We start from the raw sequence: 16,056 nt of genomic DNA, 5'->3' as shown, positions 1-16,056 counted from the left end.
GGACTGAGAAGACAACAATTTCAGCTTAGATTCAGAGTTGAGTACGCGATAAAGAATTGCGTACTGAGCACAAAGAATTTGCCTGGCGGCACTAGCGCGGTGGTCCCACCTGACCCCATGCCGAACTCAGAAGTGAAACGCCGTAGCGCCGATGGTAGTGTGGGGTCTCCCCATGTGAGAGTAGGGAACTGCCAGGCATCAAATTAAGTAGTAAGCCGGTGCATAAATCCGGTGGTTACAGAAGTATTCGGTGGAGCGGTAGTTCAGTCGGTTAGAATACCTGCCTGTCACGCAGGGGGTCGCGGGTTCGAGTCCCGTCCGTTCCGCCACTTATTAAAAAATTAAGCCTGCTGATTAAGCAGGCTTAATGATAAGAAACTTTAGGGGCGTAGCTCAGTTGGTAGAGCACCGGTCTCCAAAACCGGGTGTCGCGAGTTCGAGTCTCTCCGCCCCTGCCATATATAATCCTTTGCTCAGGCAAAGGATTTTTTTTGCTTTAAATTTCCCGCCGATCGTCCTCCATCCCTGGAGGAGTGCGTTTATCCCAATATATTGTGCTTCAGGATCTCCCGAATCTGCGCTTGTTTATCGCTGTTCTGTAGCCAAATCGCATAGAGAGGCCTTGAAAGCGTCGCACTGTCGGTCACCGTATGCAGATTATTTTTCCCCTGTGCCCAGAGCACGGGCAGCCATGTACAGCCCTTAAGCGCGCTGAGCTGTTGGTAAGCTAACTCGGCAGAACTGGTGGTCAGCAGAGGAATATCATCATTTCCGATCAATCCCGCTTCGTTTTGTTGGAAATCGGGCCCCCATTCCAGGCGTAAATAATTCAATTCATTTGTGTATTTAGCCGGAGAGGCACAATAAAGCGCCAGGGTAAAATTACCCAGCAACTGGCTGCTTAGTTCATCCATCTTCGGCGATTCTGTCGTGATCAGGAGATCAAGCTGACGTTCGTGCAGCTGTTTGACCAGCGATTGCCGCTGCGCAATCCGCGCCTCAAACTGTAGGTTATAGGGCTCTGTATAGAGCTTTCCCAGCCATCCATTAAGCAGGCATTCCCACAGAGAAGCGCTGGCACCGATCGAAAATTCATTATGGCGGGAAGCATTCGCGACCTCCTTGCGCGCAGCTTGCCAGGTATTCATCAGGGTTTCGGCGTAGGGTAGCAGTTTCTCTCCGGCTGAGGTCAGACGGATATTATTACGATGACGGGTAAAAAGATTTACCCCCAGCTGGTTCTCCAGCTGACGAATACGAAAGCTAACTGCTGACTGCGTCAGATAAAGCGCCTCTGCGGCTCGGCCAAAGTGGCGAGTTCTGCTCACCTCAAGGAAAGTCTTGAGCAATTCCGTATCCACACTCTTCTCCGCAAAATTATTTGTCGTGATGATTTAAATGTTTTGTTTGACGCTCTGTCAAGCGTAACTAATACTCCGCGCCATAATTAGCTCGGCCAAAGAATCAGGAGCGTGTAGGATGGCGGAAAGCTTTACGACAACTAATCGTTTTTTCGACAATAAAAATTATCCGCGCGGGTTTTCCCGTCATGGAGATTTCACCATCAAAGAGGCGCAACTGCTGGAACGTCATGGTTATGCCTTTAATGAACTCGAACTAGGTAAACGCGAGCCTGTCACCGACGATGAAAAACAGTTTGTTTCGGTATGCCGTGGTGAACGTGAGCCCGCAACGGAAGCAGAACGCGTCTGGATTAAGTACATGGCGCGCATTAAGCGTCCGAAGCGTTTCCATACCCTGTCCGGCGGCAAGCCGCAGGTGGAAGGTACGGAAGATTACACAGAAAGCGATGATTAAGAAAAAGGGCGTAAGCCCTTTTTTTACGCCATCATTTTTTGTAGATGGCTCAACATTCTGTCTATTGCCCGATAGCCGAGAGCCTCCTGCAAATGATGACGTTCGATGCGTTCGACTGCCTCAATATCGGCAATAGTTCGGGAAACTTTAATCAGGCGCTGCCAGGCGCGGATTGAAAGACCGAGCTGTATTAGCGTCTGCTCCAGCCAGACAGCGTCATCTTTATGAAGCCGGCAGCAGATTTTCATCTCATCATTTCCCAGATGCGCGTTAAGTTTTTTCTGCCGCGATAGCTGCCTTTCGCGTGCGGCCAGAACACGTTGGCGTACGCAGGCGCTACTTTCCTCTTCGTTTGTTCCCTGGCTGAGCACCCCCGGCGGCGGAAGCGGGATCTCCAGGGAGAGATCGAATCGGTCAAGAAACGGGCCGGATAAACGACCCAGGTAGCGTAGCGTCTGTTCCGGTGAAGCGCGATTATGCTGGCCCTGATAGTGTCCTGTCGGGCTGGGATTCATCGCTGCAATAAGCTGGAAACGGGCTGGATAATCGATTTTGGCGCGCGTGCGTGAGATATGGATAACCCCTGACTCAATGGGTTCGCGTAACGCATCCAGCACCCTGCGTTCGAATTCAGGCAGCTCATCCAGGAACAGGACTCCGTTATGGGCAAGGGAGATCTCTCCCGGTGCCGGAATTGAGCCTCCGCCCACCATGGCCGCCAGGGAGGCGCTATGATGCGGGGCACGAAAGGGCCTGCGGCGCCAATTTTTCATGGCATGCCTGGAATCGACCAGGCTAAGTATTGCCGCGCTTTCCAGCGCTTCCTGATTACTCAGCGGCGGCAGTAGTCCCGGTAATCGACTGGCGAGCATCGTTTTTCCTGTGCCGGGCGGGCCTATCATCAGCAGGTTGTGACCACCTGCAGCGATGATTTCCAGCGCTCGTTTCCCCTGCCGCTGGCCAATAACATCACGCAGATCAACCGATGTTTCATCCGAATATTCCCCTTCTGGAAGGGGGTTAGCCAGGGTATGTCGACCTTCGAGAAAAGCGCAGACTTCCTGGAGATCGGTGGCGATAAGGCAGTCACTGCCGCCGATTAACCCCACCTCTGGAGAATTCTCATTAGAGATAACAATCTTCCGCCCCGCTTTTATGGCTTCCATGGCGCTGGATATGGCCCCAGGAACGCCACGCAGAGCGCCTGTAAGCGCCAGCTCGCCGACAAACTCATATTGATTTAGCCTGGGGGCCTTTAGCTGCTCTGAGGCCACCAGAAGCGCGAGAGCGATAGGTAAATCATATCTTCCCCCTTCTTTTGGTAGATCGGCCGGGGCCAGATTGATGGTGATTTTTTTCGCCGGATAAGCGTAACCGCTGTTGATAATCGCACTACGTACCCGGTCACGCGCTTCTCTAACCGTTGTTTCAGGCAGTCCTACCATTGTCAGGCCTGGGAGCCCGTTGCTGATATGAACTTCAACCGTGATAAGCGGGGCACCGATCCCGAGAGCGGCGCGGGTGTAAACAATGGCGAGTGACATAACACCTCCTGAGAACCGGGATTATGTCGGGGATTTGCTGTTGAGTAATTCGGCAATATTAAATTCTGCATGCTTGCTCCCAGCCAATTTTCCGGCAATTTCCGCTTTGCACTGGTGATGGATGCCGGCTCGTAAAATGCTGTCATCAGGCAACAAGATGAGAAAGAGCTGTGGAGTACGCCACAAATTGAAATATTTTCATTTCATATTTTTCCCATTAAAAACAATTGTTTTTTCTTAAATGGTTAGCAAGGTAAGAAATGAGGTCATAAAAAAATCTTGTGTTTAACGCGAAGTCTGTGGTACCTCTTTAGGTATTCCTTCGAACATGAAGCCAGAAAGAACATAAAATGACAGCCCTTCTACGAGTGATTAGCCTGGTCGTGATTAGCGTGGTGGTGATTATTATCCCACCGTGCGGGGCTGCACTTGGACGAGGAAAGGCTTAAAAAACAAGCCTTAACGAACTAAGACCCCCGCACCGAAAGGTCCGGGGGTTTTTTTATAACTTAAAAACAGAAAAGAGGAGCAGACGATGGCTGGTAGCATAAAATTCTGTTTCTCTCGATCTACGACGGGGAAGTAACTATGAATGGGGCGCGGTGGGTGGTACATGCTTTGCGAGCACAGGGAGTCGATACCGTTTTTGGCTATCCGGGTGGAGCAATTATGCCGGTTTACGATGCATTGTATGACGGCGGCGTGGAACACCTACTGTGCCGGCATGAACAGGGTGCGGCTATGGCGGCTATTGGCTATGCCAGGGCTACCGGCAAAACCGGGGTGTGTATCGCCACTTCGGGGCCTGGCGCAACCAACCTGATCACCGGCCTCGCCGACGCGCTGCTTGATTCCGTTCCCGTTGTTGCTATCACCGGCCAGGTTGCGGCCCCGTTCATTGGCACCGACGCATTCCAGGAAGTTGATGTCCTCGGTTTATCGCTGGCATGCACCAAGCATAGTTTCCTGGTGCAGTCGCTGGAAGAACTGCCGCGCATCATTGCCGAAGCTTTCCACGTAGCAAACTCCGGGCGTCCCGGTCCCGTGCTGGTCGATATCCCAAAGGATATCCAGCTGGCTCAGGGCGATCTCGATCCGCATTTTTCCATGGTAGCCGACGACGTTGATTTTCCATATGCGGATATCGAATACGCTTTGCAGATGCTGACCCAGTCGCAGAAGCCGATGTTATACGTTGGCGGCGGCGTGGGGATGGCGCAGGCGGTACCGGCGCTGCGCGAATTTCTTGCCGTTACGCAAATGCCCGTGACGTCTACCCTGAAAGGGCTGGGTGCGGTAGCGGCGGATTATCCCTACTATCTGGGCATGCTGGGGATGCACGGTACTAAAGCGGCCAACCTTGCAGTACAGGAATGTGACCTGCTGATCGCGGTAGGCGCCCGTTTTGACGATCGCGTCACCGGCAAGCTGAATACGTTTGCCCCGCACGCTAAAGTTATCCATATGGATATCGATCCGGCTGAACTGAACAAGCTCCGTCAGGCACATATCGGCCTGACCGGCGATTTGAATGTGATGCTGCCCGCGCTCCAGCAGCCGCTGTCTATCGACGCCTGGCGCCAACGTAATGCGCAGCTGCGCGCTGAGCATGCCTGGCGCTACGACCATCCGGGAGACGCTATCTATGCCCCGCTGCTACTGAAGCAGCTTTCCGATCGCAAACCCGCAGACTGCGTCGTGACAACCGATGTGGGCCAGCATCAGATGTGGTCAGCGCAGCATATGACCTATACGCGCCCGGAGAATTTCATCACTTCCAGCGGATTAGGCACTATGGGTTTCGGCTTGCCCGCAGCGGTAGGCGCGCAGGTGGCCCGTCCAGACGATACGGTTATCTGTATCTCCGGTGACGGCTCCTTCATGATGAACGTGCAGGAGCTGGGCACCGTAAAACGCAAGCAGCTGCCGCTGAAGATAGTCTTACTGGACAACCAGCGTTTAGGAATGGTTCGACAATGGCAACAGCTGTTTTTTCAGGAACGTTATAGCGAAACCACCCTTACCGATAACCCCGATTTCCTTACTCTGGCCAGCGCCTTCGGCATCCCTGGTCAACACATCACCCGTAAAGACCAGGTTGAAGCGGCACTCGACACCATGCTTTCGAGCCAGGGGCCTTACCTGCTTCATGTCTCAATCGACGAACTTGAGAACGTCTGGCCGTTGGTGCCGCCCGGTGCCAGTAATGCAGAAATGCTGGAGAAATTATCATGATGCAACATCAGGTCGCCTTGCAGGCTCGCTCTAATCCAGAAACGTTAGAACGCGTGCTGCGCGTCGTGCGCCATCGCGGGTTCCAGATTTGCGCGATGAATATGGCAACCGCCGCCGATGCCCGGAATATTAATATTGAACTGACCGTTGCCAGCCAGCGGCCCGTCGAATTACTGTTTAGTCAATTAAGCAAACTGGTGGACGTCGCCTGCGTCGAGATCCAGCAACCTACATCACAACAAATTCGCGCCTGAGCGCAAAGGAAGAACAATGACGACGAAAAAAGCTGATTACATTTGGTTCAATGGTGAGATGGTTCCGTGGGGCGAGGCGAAGGTTCACGTGATGTCCCATGCGCTGCACTACGGGACTTCCGTATTTGAAGGCATCCGTTGCTACGACTCTCACAAGGGACCGGTGGTGTTCCGTCACCGTGAACATATGCAGCGTTTGCATGACTCAGCAAAAATCTATCGTTTCCCGGTTTCTCAGAGCGTTGATGAGCTGATGGAAGCCTGCCGTGAAGTCATTCGTAAAAACAGTCTGACCAGCGCCTATATCCGCCCGTTAGTCTTCGTCGGCGACGTGGGCATGGGCGTCAACCCGCCTCCGGGCTATAACACTGACGTGATCATCGCGGCGTTCCCGTGGGGCGCCTACCTGGGCGCCGAAGCGCTGGATCAGGGGATCGATGCGATGGTTTCTTCCTGGAATCGCGCGGCGCCAAACACTATTCCGACCGCGGCCAAAGCCGGCGGTAACTATCTCTCTTCGCTGCTGGTCGGCAGCGAAGCGCGTCGCCATGGCTATCAGGAAGGTATCGCGCTGGACGTGAACGGCTACATCTCTGAAGGCGCCGGTGAAAACCTGTTTGAAGTGAAGGATGGCGTGCTGTTTACCCCGCCGTTCACCTCTTCCGCGCTGCCTGGCATCACCCGCGACGCTATCATCAAGCTGGCGAAAGAACTCGGCCTGGAAGTCCGCGAGCAGGTATTGTCCCGCGAGTCCCTGTACCTGGCCGACGAAGTGTTTATGTCCGGTACTGCCGCAGAGATCACGCCGGTACGCAGCGTTGATGGTATTCAGGTGGGCGAAGGCCGCTGCGGCCCGATCACCAAGCGCATTCAGCAAGCATTCTTTGGCCTCTTCACCGGTGAAACCGAGGATAAATGGGGCTGGTTGGATCAGGTTAATCAATAAGCATAAAAAAATGGGGCGACACGCAACGCCCCATTTCACCGAAACTGGGAGTAACTAAAGCATGCCTAAGTACCGTTCCGCCACAACCACTCACGGCCGTAATATGGCGGGTGCCCGCGCGCTGTGGCGCGCCACTGGAATGACCGACGATGATTTCGGGAAGCCGATTATCGCCGTGGTGAACTCTTTCACCCAGTTCGTGCCGGGCCACGTTCACCTGCGCGATCTCGGCAAACTGGTTGCTGAGCAAATCGAGGCCGCTGGCGGCGTCGCCAAAGAATTCAACACCATTGCGGTGGATGATGGGATCGCGATGGGCCACGGGGGTATGCTTTATTCACTGCCATCCCGCGAACTGATCGCCGACTCGGTTGAGTATATGGTTAACGCCCACTGTGCTGATGCGATGGTCTGTATCTCCAACTGCGACAAAATCACCCCGGGGATGTTAATGGCGTCTCTGCGCCTGAATATTCCGGTCATTTTTGTTTCCGGTGGCCCGATGGAAGCCGGGAAAACCAAACTGTCCGATCAAATCATTAAACTCGACCTCGTTGACGCGATGATTCAGGGCGCTGACCCGAAAGTCTCCGACGATCAGAGTAATCAGGTTGAGCGTTCCGCCTGCCCGACGTGCGGCTCTTGTTCGGGAATGTTCACCGCGAACTCCATGAACTGCCTGACCGAAGCGCTGGGCCTGTCGCAGCCGGGCAACGGCTCGCTGCTGGCGACTCACGCCGATCGTAAACAGCTGTTCCTCAATGCGGGCTCACGTATCGTTGAGCTGACTAAACGCTATTACGAGCAGGATGATGCCTCTGCGCTGCCGCGTAATATCGCCAATAAGGCGGCGTTTGAAAACGCCATGACGCTGGATATCGCCATGGGCGGTTCCACCAATACCGTACTGCATCTGCTGGCGGCGGCGCAGGAAGCGGAAATCGACTTCACCATGAGCGATATCGATAAACTTTCCCGCAAAGTGCCGCAGCTGTGTAAGGTCGCGCCAAGTACGCAGAAATATCATATGGAAGACGTGCATCGCGCGGGCGGCGTATTGGGTATTTTAGGTGAACTGGATCGTGCCGGGCTGCTGAACCGCGATGTGAAAAACGTGCTTGGTTTGTCCCTGCCGCAGACGCTGGAGCAGTACGATATCACCGTCACGCAGGATGAAGCGGTTAAGAAGATGTTCCGAGCTGGCCCTGCGGGTATCCGCACAACGCAGGCTTTCTCTCAGAACTGCCGTTGGGACACCCTGGATGACGATCGCGCAGAAGGCTGTATCCGCTCGCTGGAACATGCTTACAGCAAGGACGGCGGTCTGGCGGTTCTGTACGGCAACTTTGCCGAGAACGGCTGTATCGTGAAAACCGCCGGCGTTGACGACAGCATCCTCAAGTTTACCGGCCCGGCGAAGGTATACGAAAGCCAGGACGCGGCTGTGGATGCGATCCTCGGCGGCAAGGTGGTCGCCGGTGACGTAGTCGTCATCCGCTATGAAGGGCCGAAAGGCGGGCCGGGGATGCAGGAGATGCTCTACCCGACGACCTTCCTGAAATCAATGGGCCTGGGTAAAGCCTGTGCGCTGATTACCGACGGACGCTTCTCCGGCGGTACCTCGGGTCTCTCTATTGGTCACGTTTCTCCGGAAGCGGCCAGCGGTGGCAATATCGCGATCATTGAAGATGGCGACATGATTGCTATCGATATCCCGAACCGCGGCATTCAGCTGCAGCTAAGCGATGCCGAGATTGCGGCGCGCCGCGAAGCTCAGGAAGCGCGCGGTGATAAAGCATGGACGCCGAAAGATCGCGAGCGTCAGGTTTCCTTTGCCCTTCGCGCCTATGCCAGCCTGGCAACCAGCGCCGACAAAGGCGCGGTGCGCGATAAATCGAAACTTGGGGGTTAATGATGGCCGAGTCTCAACCCCTCTCCGCCGCCCCCGAGGGGGCGGAATACCTCAGAGCGGTACTGCGCGCGCCGGTATACGAAGCCGCGCAGATCACGCCGCTGCAAAAAATGGAAAAGCTCTCGTCGCGCCTCGATAACGTTGTGCTGGTGAAGCGTGAAGATCGTCAGCCGGTGCACAGCTTTAAGCTGCGCGGAGCCTACGCGATGATGGCGGGCCTGACGGAAGAGCAAAAATCGCATGGCGTGATTACCGCTTCGGCGGGTAATCATGCGCAGGGCGTGGCTTTCTCGGCATCTCGCCTGGGCGTGAAGGCGCTCATCGTCATGCCAACCGCCACCGCGGATATCAAAGTTGATGCGGTGCGCGGCTTCGGCGGCGAAGTGCTGCTGCACGGCGCGAACTTCGATGAAGCCAAGGCCAAAGCCATCGAGCTGGCGCAGCAGCAGGGGTTCACCTGGGTTCCGCCCTTCGACCATCCGATGGTGATTGCCGGGCAGGGGACGCTGGCGCTGGAGCTGCTGCAGCAGGATGCCCATATCGATCGCGTATTTGTCCCGGTCGGCGGCGGCGGTCTCGCGGCCGGCGTGGCGGTGCTGATCAAACAGCTGATGCCGCAGATCAAAGTCATTGCGGTTGAGGCCGAGGATTCTGCCTGTCTGAAAGCCGCGCTGGATGCGGGTCATCCGGTCGATTTACCCCGCGTTGGGCTTTTTGCCGAAGGCGTGGCGGTGAAACGCATCGGCGATGAGACTTTCCGTCTGTGCCAGGAGTATCTCGACGACATCGTTACCGTCGATAGCGATGCCATCTGCGCGGCGATGAAAGACCTGTTTGAAGATGTGCGTGCGGTAGCAGAACCTTCCGGGGCGCTGGCGCTGGCGGGGATGAAAAAATATATCGCTCAGCATAATATTCGCGGCGAACGCCTGGCGCACGTGCTTTCCGGCGCGAACGTCAACTTCCACGGCCTGCGCTACGTTTCCGAACGCTGCGAGCTGGGAGAACAGCGCGAAGCGCTGCTGGCGGTCACCATTCCGGAAGAGAAGGGCAGCTTCCTCAAGTTCTGCCAGCTGCTGGGCGGCCGTTCGGTGACCGAGTTCAACTACCGCTTCGCGGATGCGAAAAATGCCTGCATTTTTGTCGGCGTGCGCCTGAGCCGGGGGCTGGAAGAGCGGAAAGAGATCCTCAACCTGCTGCACGACGGTGGCTACAGCGTAGTGGATCTCTCCGACGATGAAATGGCCAAGCTACACGTGCGCTACATGGTCGGCGGGCGTCCGTCGCAGCCGCTGCAGGAGCGTTTATTCAGCTTCGAGTTTCCGGAATCACCCGGCGCGCTGCTGAAGTTCCTGCATACGCTGGGCACCCACTGGAACATCTCTCTATTCCACTATCGCAGTCACGGTACCGATTACGGCCGCGTGCTGGCGGCATTCGAACTGGGCGATCACGAGCCTGACTTCGAAACCCGCTTGCATGAGCTGGGCTACGATTGCCACGATGAGAGCAATAATCCAGCGTTCAGGTTCTTCCTCGCCGGTTAAGAAGCGCTGTGCTTGTCAGGCCTGCGGTCGGGCTGTAGGCCTGAGCAGGCCCGGCATTAGTGGCCAGGCAGCAAATTCCAGAACGCATTAATCAGCGGCTCATGCAGCCGCTTTTTTGGCGCGCAGACGCCAAGCTCAAACGGGGTTTTCTCGTCGCTACGCTCCAGAATCATCACGCGATTGCGCACTGGCTCAGGGCTGTTTTCCAGCACCACCTCCGGCAACAGCGCGACGCCGCAGCCGAGCGCCACCATGGAGACCATGGCTTCATGCCCGCCCACCGTGGCGTAAATTGACGGATTACTGATTTTATGGCGGCGAAACCATAGCTCAATGCGGCGACGCACGGGGCCCTGGTCGGCCATAATAAAGGGTACCGTTGCCCAGTCAGGCTTCTCCACTGAGACCTGGTTACGAACCGGACAAGGCAGCGCCGGGGCGATCAGCACCACCGCCAGATTCTCCAGCATGGAAAAAGCCACCGCGCCGGGCAGCGTTTCCGGTTTCCCGGCAATCGCCAGATCGGCCTCACCCGTCACCACTTTTTCCATCGCATCAGCGGCATCGCCGGTGGTGAGCTTTATTTCCACCGAGGGATGCTCGGCGCGGAACCGATCGAGAATCGGCGGCAGATGGCTATAAGCGGCCGTCACCGAACAGAAGATATGCAGTTCGCCCGACAGCGACGGACCTTGCTGATCGATAGTGTGGCGCAGCTGCTGATACTGCAACAGCGTCTGCTGGGCAAACGTTCGTAGCTCTTCTCCCGCTTCGGTAAGCGTTACCGTGCGGTTATCACGGACAAACAGCGGCTGCCCGAGGTCTTCCTCCAGGCGCTGAATTTGTCGGGAAAGCGTGGAGGGGCTGACGTGCATCGCCCGCGCGCTGCGGCCAAAATGGCGGCTTTCAGCCAGATGCAGGAAGGTTTTCAGATCGCGTAAATCCACCGGCGGCACTCCACGATTTTATATTGCAGAAATTGCAACGTGACGTTGTGAATATATCAATTTCCGCAATAAATTTCCTGTTGTAATGTGGGTACATTCTCGCTGAAAGGCGAACCGAACAAAATAAGACACACAACATCACGAGGTATCACCATGGCTAACTACTTTAATACACTGAACCTGCGCCAGCAGCTGGCGCAGCTGGGCAAATGTCGCTTTATGGGTCGCGACGAATTCGCCGATGGCGCAAGCTACCTTCAGGGTAAAAAAGTGGTCATCGTCGGCTGTGGCGCTCAGGGCCTGAACCAGGGTCTGAACATGCGCGACTCCGGTCTGGATATCTCCTACGCGCTGCGTAAAGAAGCGATTGCCGAAAAGCGCGCATCATGGCGCAAAGCAACCGAAAACGGCTTCAAGGTGGGTACCTACGAAGAGCTGATCCCGCAGGCCGATCTGGTGGTTAACCTGACGCCGGACAAACAGCACTCTGACGTTGTACGTTCCGTTCAGCCGCTGATGAAAGACGGCGCGGCGCTGGGCTACTCTCACGGCTTCAACATCGTGGAAGTTGGCGAGCAGATCCGTAAAGATATCACCGTCGTGATGGTGGCGCCGAAGTGCCCGGGTACCGAAGTACGTGAAGAGTACAAACGCGGTTTCGGCGTTCCGACCCTGATCGCGGTTCACCCGGAAAACGATCCGAAAGGCGAAGGTATGGCCATTGCTAAAGCCTGGGCTGCGGCGACCGGCGGTCACCGTGCGGGCGTGCTGGAATCGTCCTTCGTTGCCGAAGTGAAATCCGACCTGATGGGCGAGCAGACCATCCTCTGCGGTATGCTGCAGGCCGGTTCTCTGCTGTGCTTCGATAAGCTGGTGGAAGAGGGTACCGACCCGGCATACGCCGAAAAACTGATTCAGTTCGGCTGGGAAACCATCACCGAAGCGCTGAAGCAGGGCGGTATCACCCTGATGATGGATCGTCTGTCTAACCCGTCTAAGCTGCGTGCTTACGCGCTGTCCGAACAGCTGAAAGAGATTATGGCGCCGCTGTTCCAGAAGCATATGGATGACATCATCTCCGGTGAATTCTCCTCCGGCATGATGGCTGACTGGGCCAACGACGATAAAAAACTGCTGACCTGGCGTGAAGAGACCGGCAAAACCGCGTTCGAAACCGCACCGCAGTTTGAAGGTAAAATTGGCGAGCAGGAGTACTTCGATAAAGGCGTTCTGATGATCGCAATGGTGAAAGCGGGCGTTGAGCTGGCGTTTGAAACCATGGTGGATTCCGGCATCATCGAAGAGTCCGCTTACTACGAATCACTGCACGAGCTGCCGCTGATCGCCAACACCATCGCTCGTAAGCGTCTGTACGAAATGAACGTGGTTATCTCCGATACCGCTGAATACGGTAACTACCTGTTCTCTTACGCCTGCGTACCGCTGCTGAAAGAGTTCATGACCACCCTGCAGACCGGCGACCTGGGCAAAGCGATTGCCGAAGGCGCGGTAGACAACGCTCAGCTGCGCGACGTGAACGAAGCCATTCGCAGCCACGCTATCGAGCAGGTTGGTAAGAAACTGCGCGGCTATATGACCGACATGAAACGCATTGCGGTAGCGGGCTAATTCCCCGTCGTCTTTCAACTTGCAGATGCGTTGGCTGCGTTCGTACACCCCAGTCACATAGTTATCTATGCTCCTGGGGCTGTACTCACTTGCCGCCTTCCTGCAAGCTGAAATCCTTAGGGGAAAGCTGTGAGATAAAAAACCGGTGCAATAAGACACCGGTTTTTTTAATTGCGGTACAGCACCTTGATGATGTGATAACCAAACTGGGTGTGCAGCGGGCCGGTCGGCTCCAGCACCGGGCAGGAGAAGACGACTTTATCAAACGCCGGCACCATCTGGCCCTGGCGGAATTCACCTAAATCGCCACCGCGTTTGCCTGACGGGCAGATCGAGTGCTTCTTCGCCAGTTTACCGAAATCGGCGCCGTTTTTAATTTGCTCCAGAAGATCCAGTGCCAGCTGCTCTTCTTTAACCAGGATATGCAGTGCTGCTGCCGTTTTTGCCATGATCGTACCTTGATGGAATAGGAGATGAATCAGGGCGCAATAGTAGCATGGGCTAGCGGCGATACAGCACCTTAATGATGTGGTAGCCGAATTTGGTTTTGACCGGTCCGTAAGGCTTGAGCAACGGGCAGCTGAAGACCGCCTGATCGAACGGCCCGACCATAACGCCTTGATTAAACTCCCCGAGATCGCCGCCGTTGCGTCCGGATGGGCACTTTGAATAGCGCTTTGCCAGATGATCGAAGCTCACGCCACGTTCCAGTTTGGCGAGGATCTCTTGCGCCAGCTTCTCTTCTTTAACCAGGATGTGCAGGGCTGCTGCGCTCTTTGCCATTATTTTGTTCTCACGTCTCAAAGATATCCCGTTACTTTACCACCCGCTTTGGTCGCGGACCTATACTCTTCGCCATCGCGGGACAGGTGTCTCGCCTGATAGACGGAAGCGGGAGATGGGCAACACTTTTCTTCGGCGTTTTCCTTCTGGCCGGGGACAGCCGTCCTGTCCTTATCGTCGTGGAGCGAGATAACATGGATACAATGAAAAAACCTGAATTTTCAGTCGGCTGGCTTTCCGGGCTGAGCGAGATTGTGCGCGATCCGCTGCTCTATGAATTACTGAAATATTGTCCTCTGGAGATCATGCGGCGCTGGCGCTTCGAAGACATTCCGCGCGGTGATTTTATCTGCCGACAGGGGGAAGTGTGCCAGCGTTTTTCGCTGATTATCGCCGGTGAGGTGGACGTTTTCTATGAGGCTGAAGACGGGCGCCGCTACCGTCAGGCCCGCTACCGTAAAGGCGACATGGTGGGCGAACTCGAGATCTTTGAGTCGCGTCATTACATCTGCTCGGTGGTGGCGGTGGACCATGTGCAGCTCCTGAGCCTGTCGCAGGAACATTTCTGCCGCTGGCTGGCGCTGGATAACCACTTTAACCAGCGGATGCTGCGCTTCTTTAGCCAGCAATATTATCAGCTGTCGAAAAAGGCCAGCAGCGACAATCTCTACTCGCTGCATCAGCGGGTGTGTCAGGCGCTATGGCTGCGTTATCAACAGGATGGCGCGAATGAAATCTTGCTGGATAAGCAGAATCTCAGTCAGGAGTTCGCGGCGACGACCCGCAGCATTAACCGTATTTTGCATGACCTGAAAGCGCTACAGATTATTGATACCGATGGTGAACGCATTGTGTTGTTAGCTCCTGAAAAACTGAAGCAGGAGGCTGATATCGGATAACCGCAAGAGTAAGGAGGCGGGAGAATGTCGCTGCAACCCCATATCCAGTTAAGCAAAGAGATGACCGGCGCGCGGTACGCGCTGCTGCCGGGCGACCCGCAGCGGGTCGACCGCATCGTCAAGTTTCTTGATAATCCACAGCTGCTCGGTCAGAACCGGGAGTTTCGCGCCGCGCGCGGCTGGTATCAGGGCATCGAGATTTTGGTGCTCTCCACCGGAATCGGCGGACCCTCCACGGCGATCGCCATTGAAGAGCTGCGCCAGATTGGCGTAACAACCCTGATTCGTATCGGCAGCTGCGGCGCATTGCAGGATAATCTTGCGCTCGGCGATGTGATTATCGCTCACGCTGCGGTGATGGATGATGGTACCAGCCGAACCTATGCGCCGGCGGGCTATCCGGCCTGCGCCGACCCGCTGCTGACCTGGGAACTGGTGGCGCAGGCGCGGCAAATGAACATCCCCGCCGCGTGCGGGCTGGTGCGCAGCCACGACAGTTTCTATACCGATCGTGAGGCGGAACTGGATGCGCAGTGGTCGGCGCGAGGCGTTCTGGGCGCGGATATGGAGAGTGCCGCTCTGATGACTATCGGCGCGCTGCGCGGCCTACGTACGGCATCATTACTCAACGTGGTTGTTGCCCACAACGGTTGCCTGGATAGCAGCATCAATGATTATGTCCAGCAGGAGGCGCTGTGCCAGCAGGGCGAAGAACGGCAAATTACCCTGGCGCTGCGCGCCATTTATTCCGCTAGCCAGCAAGGAGGTCTGTGATGGACTTTTTTAGCATTAACAATGTGATGGTCAACATTCCTCTCGGCGAAGGCGGCTATGCGCTATCGTGGATTGAGGCTATCGGTACCGTATTCGGCCTGCTGTGCATCTGGTGCGCCAGCCGGGAAAAAATCATCAACTATCTGTTTGGCCTGATTAACGTCACGCTGTTTGCGGCGATCTTTTTCCAGATCCAGCTCTATGCCAGCCTGCTGCTGCAGGTCTTTTTCTTCGCTGCCAATATTTACGGCTGGTACGCGTGGAGCCGGCAAAACGAGGCGCAGGAGGCCGCGCTCAAGGTACGCTGGCTTTCCCGTCAGCAAACGCTGGCGCTGGGCGGCGTCTGCGCGGTGGCGATTGTGCTGATGACGCTGTTTATCGATCCGGTGTTCGCGACGCTCACTCGTATCATGATTGCTCTGCTGCAAACGTTCGGTATGCAGGTCGCGATGCCCGACCTCCAGCCAGACGCCTTCCCGTTCTGGGATTCCACCATGCTGGTGTTGTCGATTGCCGCCATGGTGCTGATGACGCGTAAATTCGTCGAAAACTGGCTGCTGTGGGTGGTTATCGACGTGATTAGCGTGGTTATCTACGCGGTACAGGGCGTTTACGCCATGTCGCTTGAGTATGTCCTGCTGACGGCGATCGCGGTAATGGGTTCATACAGCTGGATCAAGAGCGCACAGCGTAACGGCTATACGCCGCTTGCCGCGGCCGCATCCTGATTGACCGATTTCCAGGCTGCCTGAATGGGCAGCCTGTTGC

16 protein-coding genes, 2 tRNA genes and 1 rRNA gene are annotated in these 16,056 nt (G+C 55.7%); 14 read left to right on the top strand and 5 right to left on the bottom strand.

What is annotated here, in order from left to right; all coding sequences use genetic code 11:
* The first annotated feature begins 81 nt into the window (after positions 1-81).
* The 3 genes from rrf to JLG71_RS26795 all read left to right on the top strand — a co-directional run bounded on the left by rrf (position 82) and on the right by JLG71_RS26795 (position 458).
* Positions 82-197 (top strand): 5S ribosomal RNA (gene rrf, locus JLG71_RS26805).
* A 55-nt stretch (positions 198-252) separates the two neighbouring features.
* Positions 253-329: transfer RNA gene (locus JLG71_RS26800), tRNA-Asp, on the top strand.
* A gap of 53 nt (positions 330-382) precedes the next feature.
* Positions 383-458: transfer RNA gene (locus tag JLG71_RS26795), tRNA-Trp, on the top strand.
* An 81-nt stretch (positions 459-539) separates the two neighbouring features.
* Here JLG71_RS26795 and hdfR read toward each other — a convergent pair.
* Positions 540-1,361 carry an HTH-type transcriptional regulator HdfR gene (gene hdfR / locus JLG71_RS26790; RefSeq protein ID WP_004097454.1) on the bottom strand — a complete coding sequence of 274 codons (822 nt, stop codon included), beginning with the start codon at positions 1,359-1,361 and terminating at the stop codon, positions 540-542.
* 118 nt (positions 1,362-1,479) lie between these two features.
* Between hdfR and JLG71_RS26785 the strand changes: the two genes are divergently transcribed.
* A complete protein-coding gene (locus tag JLG71_RS26785; protein ID WP_004097464.1) occupies positions 1,480-1,818 on the top strand; it encodes a DUF413 domain-containing protein in 339 nt (112 codons plus the stop codon).
* Between the two features lie 23 nt (positions 1,819-1,841).
* On the opposite strand, the gene JLG71_RS26780 is transcribed toward JLG71_RS26785, so the two are convergent.
* Entirely contained in the window at positions 1,842-3,362 is a 1,521-nt protein-coding gene (locus JLG71_RS26780) for a YifB family Mg chelatase-like AAA ATPase (RefSeq protein WP_025108421.1), read from the bottom strand.
* A 350-nt stretch (positions 3,363-3,712) separates the two neighbouring features.
* Here JLG71_RS26780 and ilvL point away from each other — a divergent pair, with 350 nt between their 5' ends.
* From ilvL to ilvA, 6 genes are all read left to right on the top strand, one after another.
* Positions 3,713-3,811 (top strand): ilv operon leader peptide, encoded by a 99-nt coding sequence (gene ilvL / locus JLG71_RS26775; protein WP_001311244.1) that lies wholly within the window; start codon positions 3,713-3,715, stop codon positions 3,809-3,811.
* A gap of 139 nt (positions 3,812-3,950) precedes the next feature.
* Entirely contained in the window at positions 3,951-5,597 is a 1,647-nt protein-coding gene (gene ilvG, locus JLG71_RS26770) for an acetolactate synthase 2 catalytic subunit (RefSeq protein ID WP_025108420.1), read from the top strand.
* On the top strand, positions 5,594-5,851 hold the full coding sequence (ilvM, locus tag JLG71_RS26765; RefSeq protein ID WP_004097471.1) for an acetolactate synthase 2 small subunit: 258 nt from the start codon (positions 5,594-5,596) through the stop codon (positions 5,849-5,851). Before ilvG ends, ilvM begins: the two co-directional genes overlap by 4 nt.
* 16 nt (positions 5,852-5,867) lie before the next feature.
* Positions 5,868-6,797 carry a branched-chain amino acid transaminase gene (locus tag JLG71_RS26760; RefSeq protein WP_064375199.1) on the top strand — a complete coding sequence of 310 codons (930 nt, stop codon included), beginning with the start codon at positions 5,868-5,870 and terminating at the stop codon, positions 6,795-6,797.
* Positions 6,798-6,858: 61 nt separating this feature from the next.
* The gene (gene ilvD, locus JLG71_RS26755) at positions 6,859-8,709 is read left to right on the top strand and encodes a dihydroxy-acid dehydratase (protein WP_004097475.1); all 1,851 of its coding nucleotides are present in this window, start codon (positions 6,859-6,861) and stop codon (positions 8,707-8,709) included.
* A gap of 2 nt (positions 8,710-8,711) precedes the next feature.
* A complete protein-coding gene (ilvA, locus tag JLG71_RS26750) occupies positions 8,712-10,256 on the top strand; it encodes a threonine ammonia-lyase, biosynthetic (RefSeq protein ID WP_014227448.1) in 1,545 nt (514 codons plus the stop codon).
* A 56-nt stretch (positions 10,257-10,312) separates the two neighbouring features.
* Here the strand turns inward: ilvA and ilvY are convergent, their stop codons facing one another.
* Positions 10,313-11,203, bottom strand: coding sequence for an HTH-type transcriptional activator IlvY (gene ilvY, locus JLG71_RS26745; RefSeq protein ID WP_004097479.1), 891 nt, complete (start codon positions 11,201-11,203; stop codon positions 10,313-10,315).
* A 153-nt stretch (positions 11,204-11,356) separates the two neighbouring features.
* On the opposite strand from ilvY, the gene ilvC reads away from it, so the two are divergent.
* On the top strand, positions 11,357-12,832 hold the full coding sequence (gene ilvC / locus JLG71_RS26740; RefSeq protein WP_200913908.1) for a ketol-acid reductoisomerase: 1,476 nt from the start codon (positions 11,357-11,359) through the stop codon (positions 12,830-12,832).
* A 167-nt stretch (positions 12,833-12,999) separates the two neighbouring features.
* On the opposite strand, the gene ppiC (JLG71_RS26735) is transcribed toward ilvC, so the two are convergent.
* Complete coding sequence (ppiC, locus tag JLG71_RS26735) at positions 13,000-13,281, bottom strand: peptidylprolyl isomerase PpiC (RefSeq protein ID WP_004097481.1); 282 nt, start codon at positions 13,279-13,281, stop codon at positions 13,000-13,002.
* A gap of 52 nt (positions 13,282-13,333) precedes the next feature.
* Positions 13,334-13,615: a peptidylprolyl isomerase PpiC gene (ppiC, locus tag JLG71_RS26730; RefSeq protein ID WP_102803848.1), complete on the bottom strand. Its 282-nt coding sequence runs from the start codon at positions 13,613-13,615 to the stop codon at positions 13,334-13,336.
* Positions 13,616-13,809: 194 nt separating this feature from the next.
* On the opposite strand from ppiC (JLG71_RS26730), the gene JLG71_RS26725 reads away from it, so the two are divergent.
* The 3 genes from JLG71_RS26725 to pnuC are packed head-to-tail and all read left to right on the top strand — an operon-like array spanning position 13,810 to position 16,016.
* A complete protein-coding gene (locus JLG71_RS26725; RefSeq protein WP_004097483.1) occupies positions 13,810-14,514 on the top strand; it encodes a Crp/Fnr family transcriptional regulator in 705 nt (234 codons plus the stop codon).
* A 24-nt stretch (positions 14,515-14,538) separates the two neighbouring features.
* Positions 14,539-15,288, top strand: coding sequence for a nucleoside phosphorylase (locus tag JLG71_RS26720; protein ID WP_032747332.1), 750 nt, complete (start codon positions 14,539-14,541; stop codon positions 15,286-15,288).
* Positions 15,288-16,016 (top strand): nicotinamide riboside transporter PnuC, encoded by a 729-nt coding sequence (gene pnuC / locus JLG71_RS26715; protein WP_004097491.1) that lies wholly within the window; start codon positions 15,288-15,290, stop codon positions 16,014-16,016. The genes JLG71_RS26720 and pnuC overlap by 1 nt, the downstream gene beginning before the upstream one ends.
* Positions 16,017-16,056: the final 40 nt, after the last annotated feature.

Origin of the sequence: Klebsiella michiganensis (genome assembly GCF_015139575.1) — a bacterium.
Classification (GTDB): Bacteria; Pseudomonadota; Gammaproteobacteria; order Enterobacterales; family Enterobacteriaceae; genus Klebsiella; species Klebsiella michiganensis.
The sequence above is the reverse complement of the archived record's forward strand: the minus strand, read 5'-3'. Positions and strand labels throughout refer to the sequence as shown.

Coding starts and splice junctions, on each gene's coding strand:
- JLG71_RS26785 (WP_004097464.1), top strand. CDS start 1,480: ATGGCGGAAAGCTTTACGACAACTAATCGTTTTTTCGACAATAAAAAT.
- JLG71_RS26780 (WP_025108421.1), bottom strand. CDS start 3,362: ATGTCACTCGCCATTGTTTACACCCGCGCCGCTCTCGGGATCGGTGCC.
- ilvL (WP_001311244.1), top strand. CDS start 3,713: ATGACAGCCCTTCTACGAGTGATTAGCCTGGTCGTGATTAGCGTGGTG.
- ilvG (WP_025108420.1), top strand. CDS start 3,951: ATGAATGGGGCGCGGTGGGTGGTACATGCTTTGCGAGCACAGGGAGTC.
- ilvM (WP_004097471.1), top strand. CDS start 5,594: ATGATGCAACATCAGGTCGCCTTGCAGGCTCGCTCTAATCCAGAAACG.
- JLG71_RS26760 (WP_064375199.1), top strand. CDS start 5,868: ATGACGACGAAAAAAGCTGATTACATTTGGTTCAATGGTGAGATGGTT.
- ilvD (WP_004097475.1), top strand. CDS start 6,859: ATGCCTAAGTACCGTTCCGCCACAACCACTCACGGCCGTAATATGGCG.
- ilvA (WP_014227448.1), top strand. CDS start 8,712: ATGGCCGAGTCTCAACCCCTCTCCGCCGCCCCCGAGGGGGCGGAATAC.
- ilvC (WP_200913908.1), top strand. CDS start 11,357: ATGGCTAACTACTTTAATACACTGAACCTGCGCCAGCAGCTGGCGCAG.
- ppiC (WP_004097481.1), bottom strand. CDS start 13,281: ATGGCAAAAACGGCAGCAGCACTGCATATCCTGGTTAAAGAAGAGCAG.
- ppiC (WP_102803848.1), bottom strand. CDS start 13,615: ATGGCAAAGAGCGCAGCAGCCCTGCACATCCTGGTTAAAGAAGAGAAG.
- JLG71_RS26725 (WP_004097483.1), top strand. CDS start 13,810: ATGGATACAATGAAAAAACCTGAATTTTCAGTCGGCTGGCTTTCCGGG.
- JLG71_RS26720 (WP_032747332.1), top strand. CDS start 14,539: ATGTCGCTGCAACCCCATATCCAGTTAAGCAAAGAGATGACCGGCGCG.
- pnuC (WP_004097491.1), top strand. CDS start 15,288: ATGGACTTTTTTAGCATTAACAATGTGATGGTCAACATTCCTCTCGGC.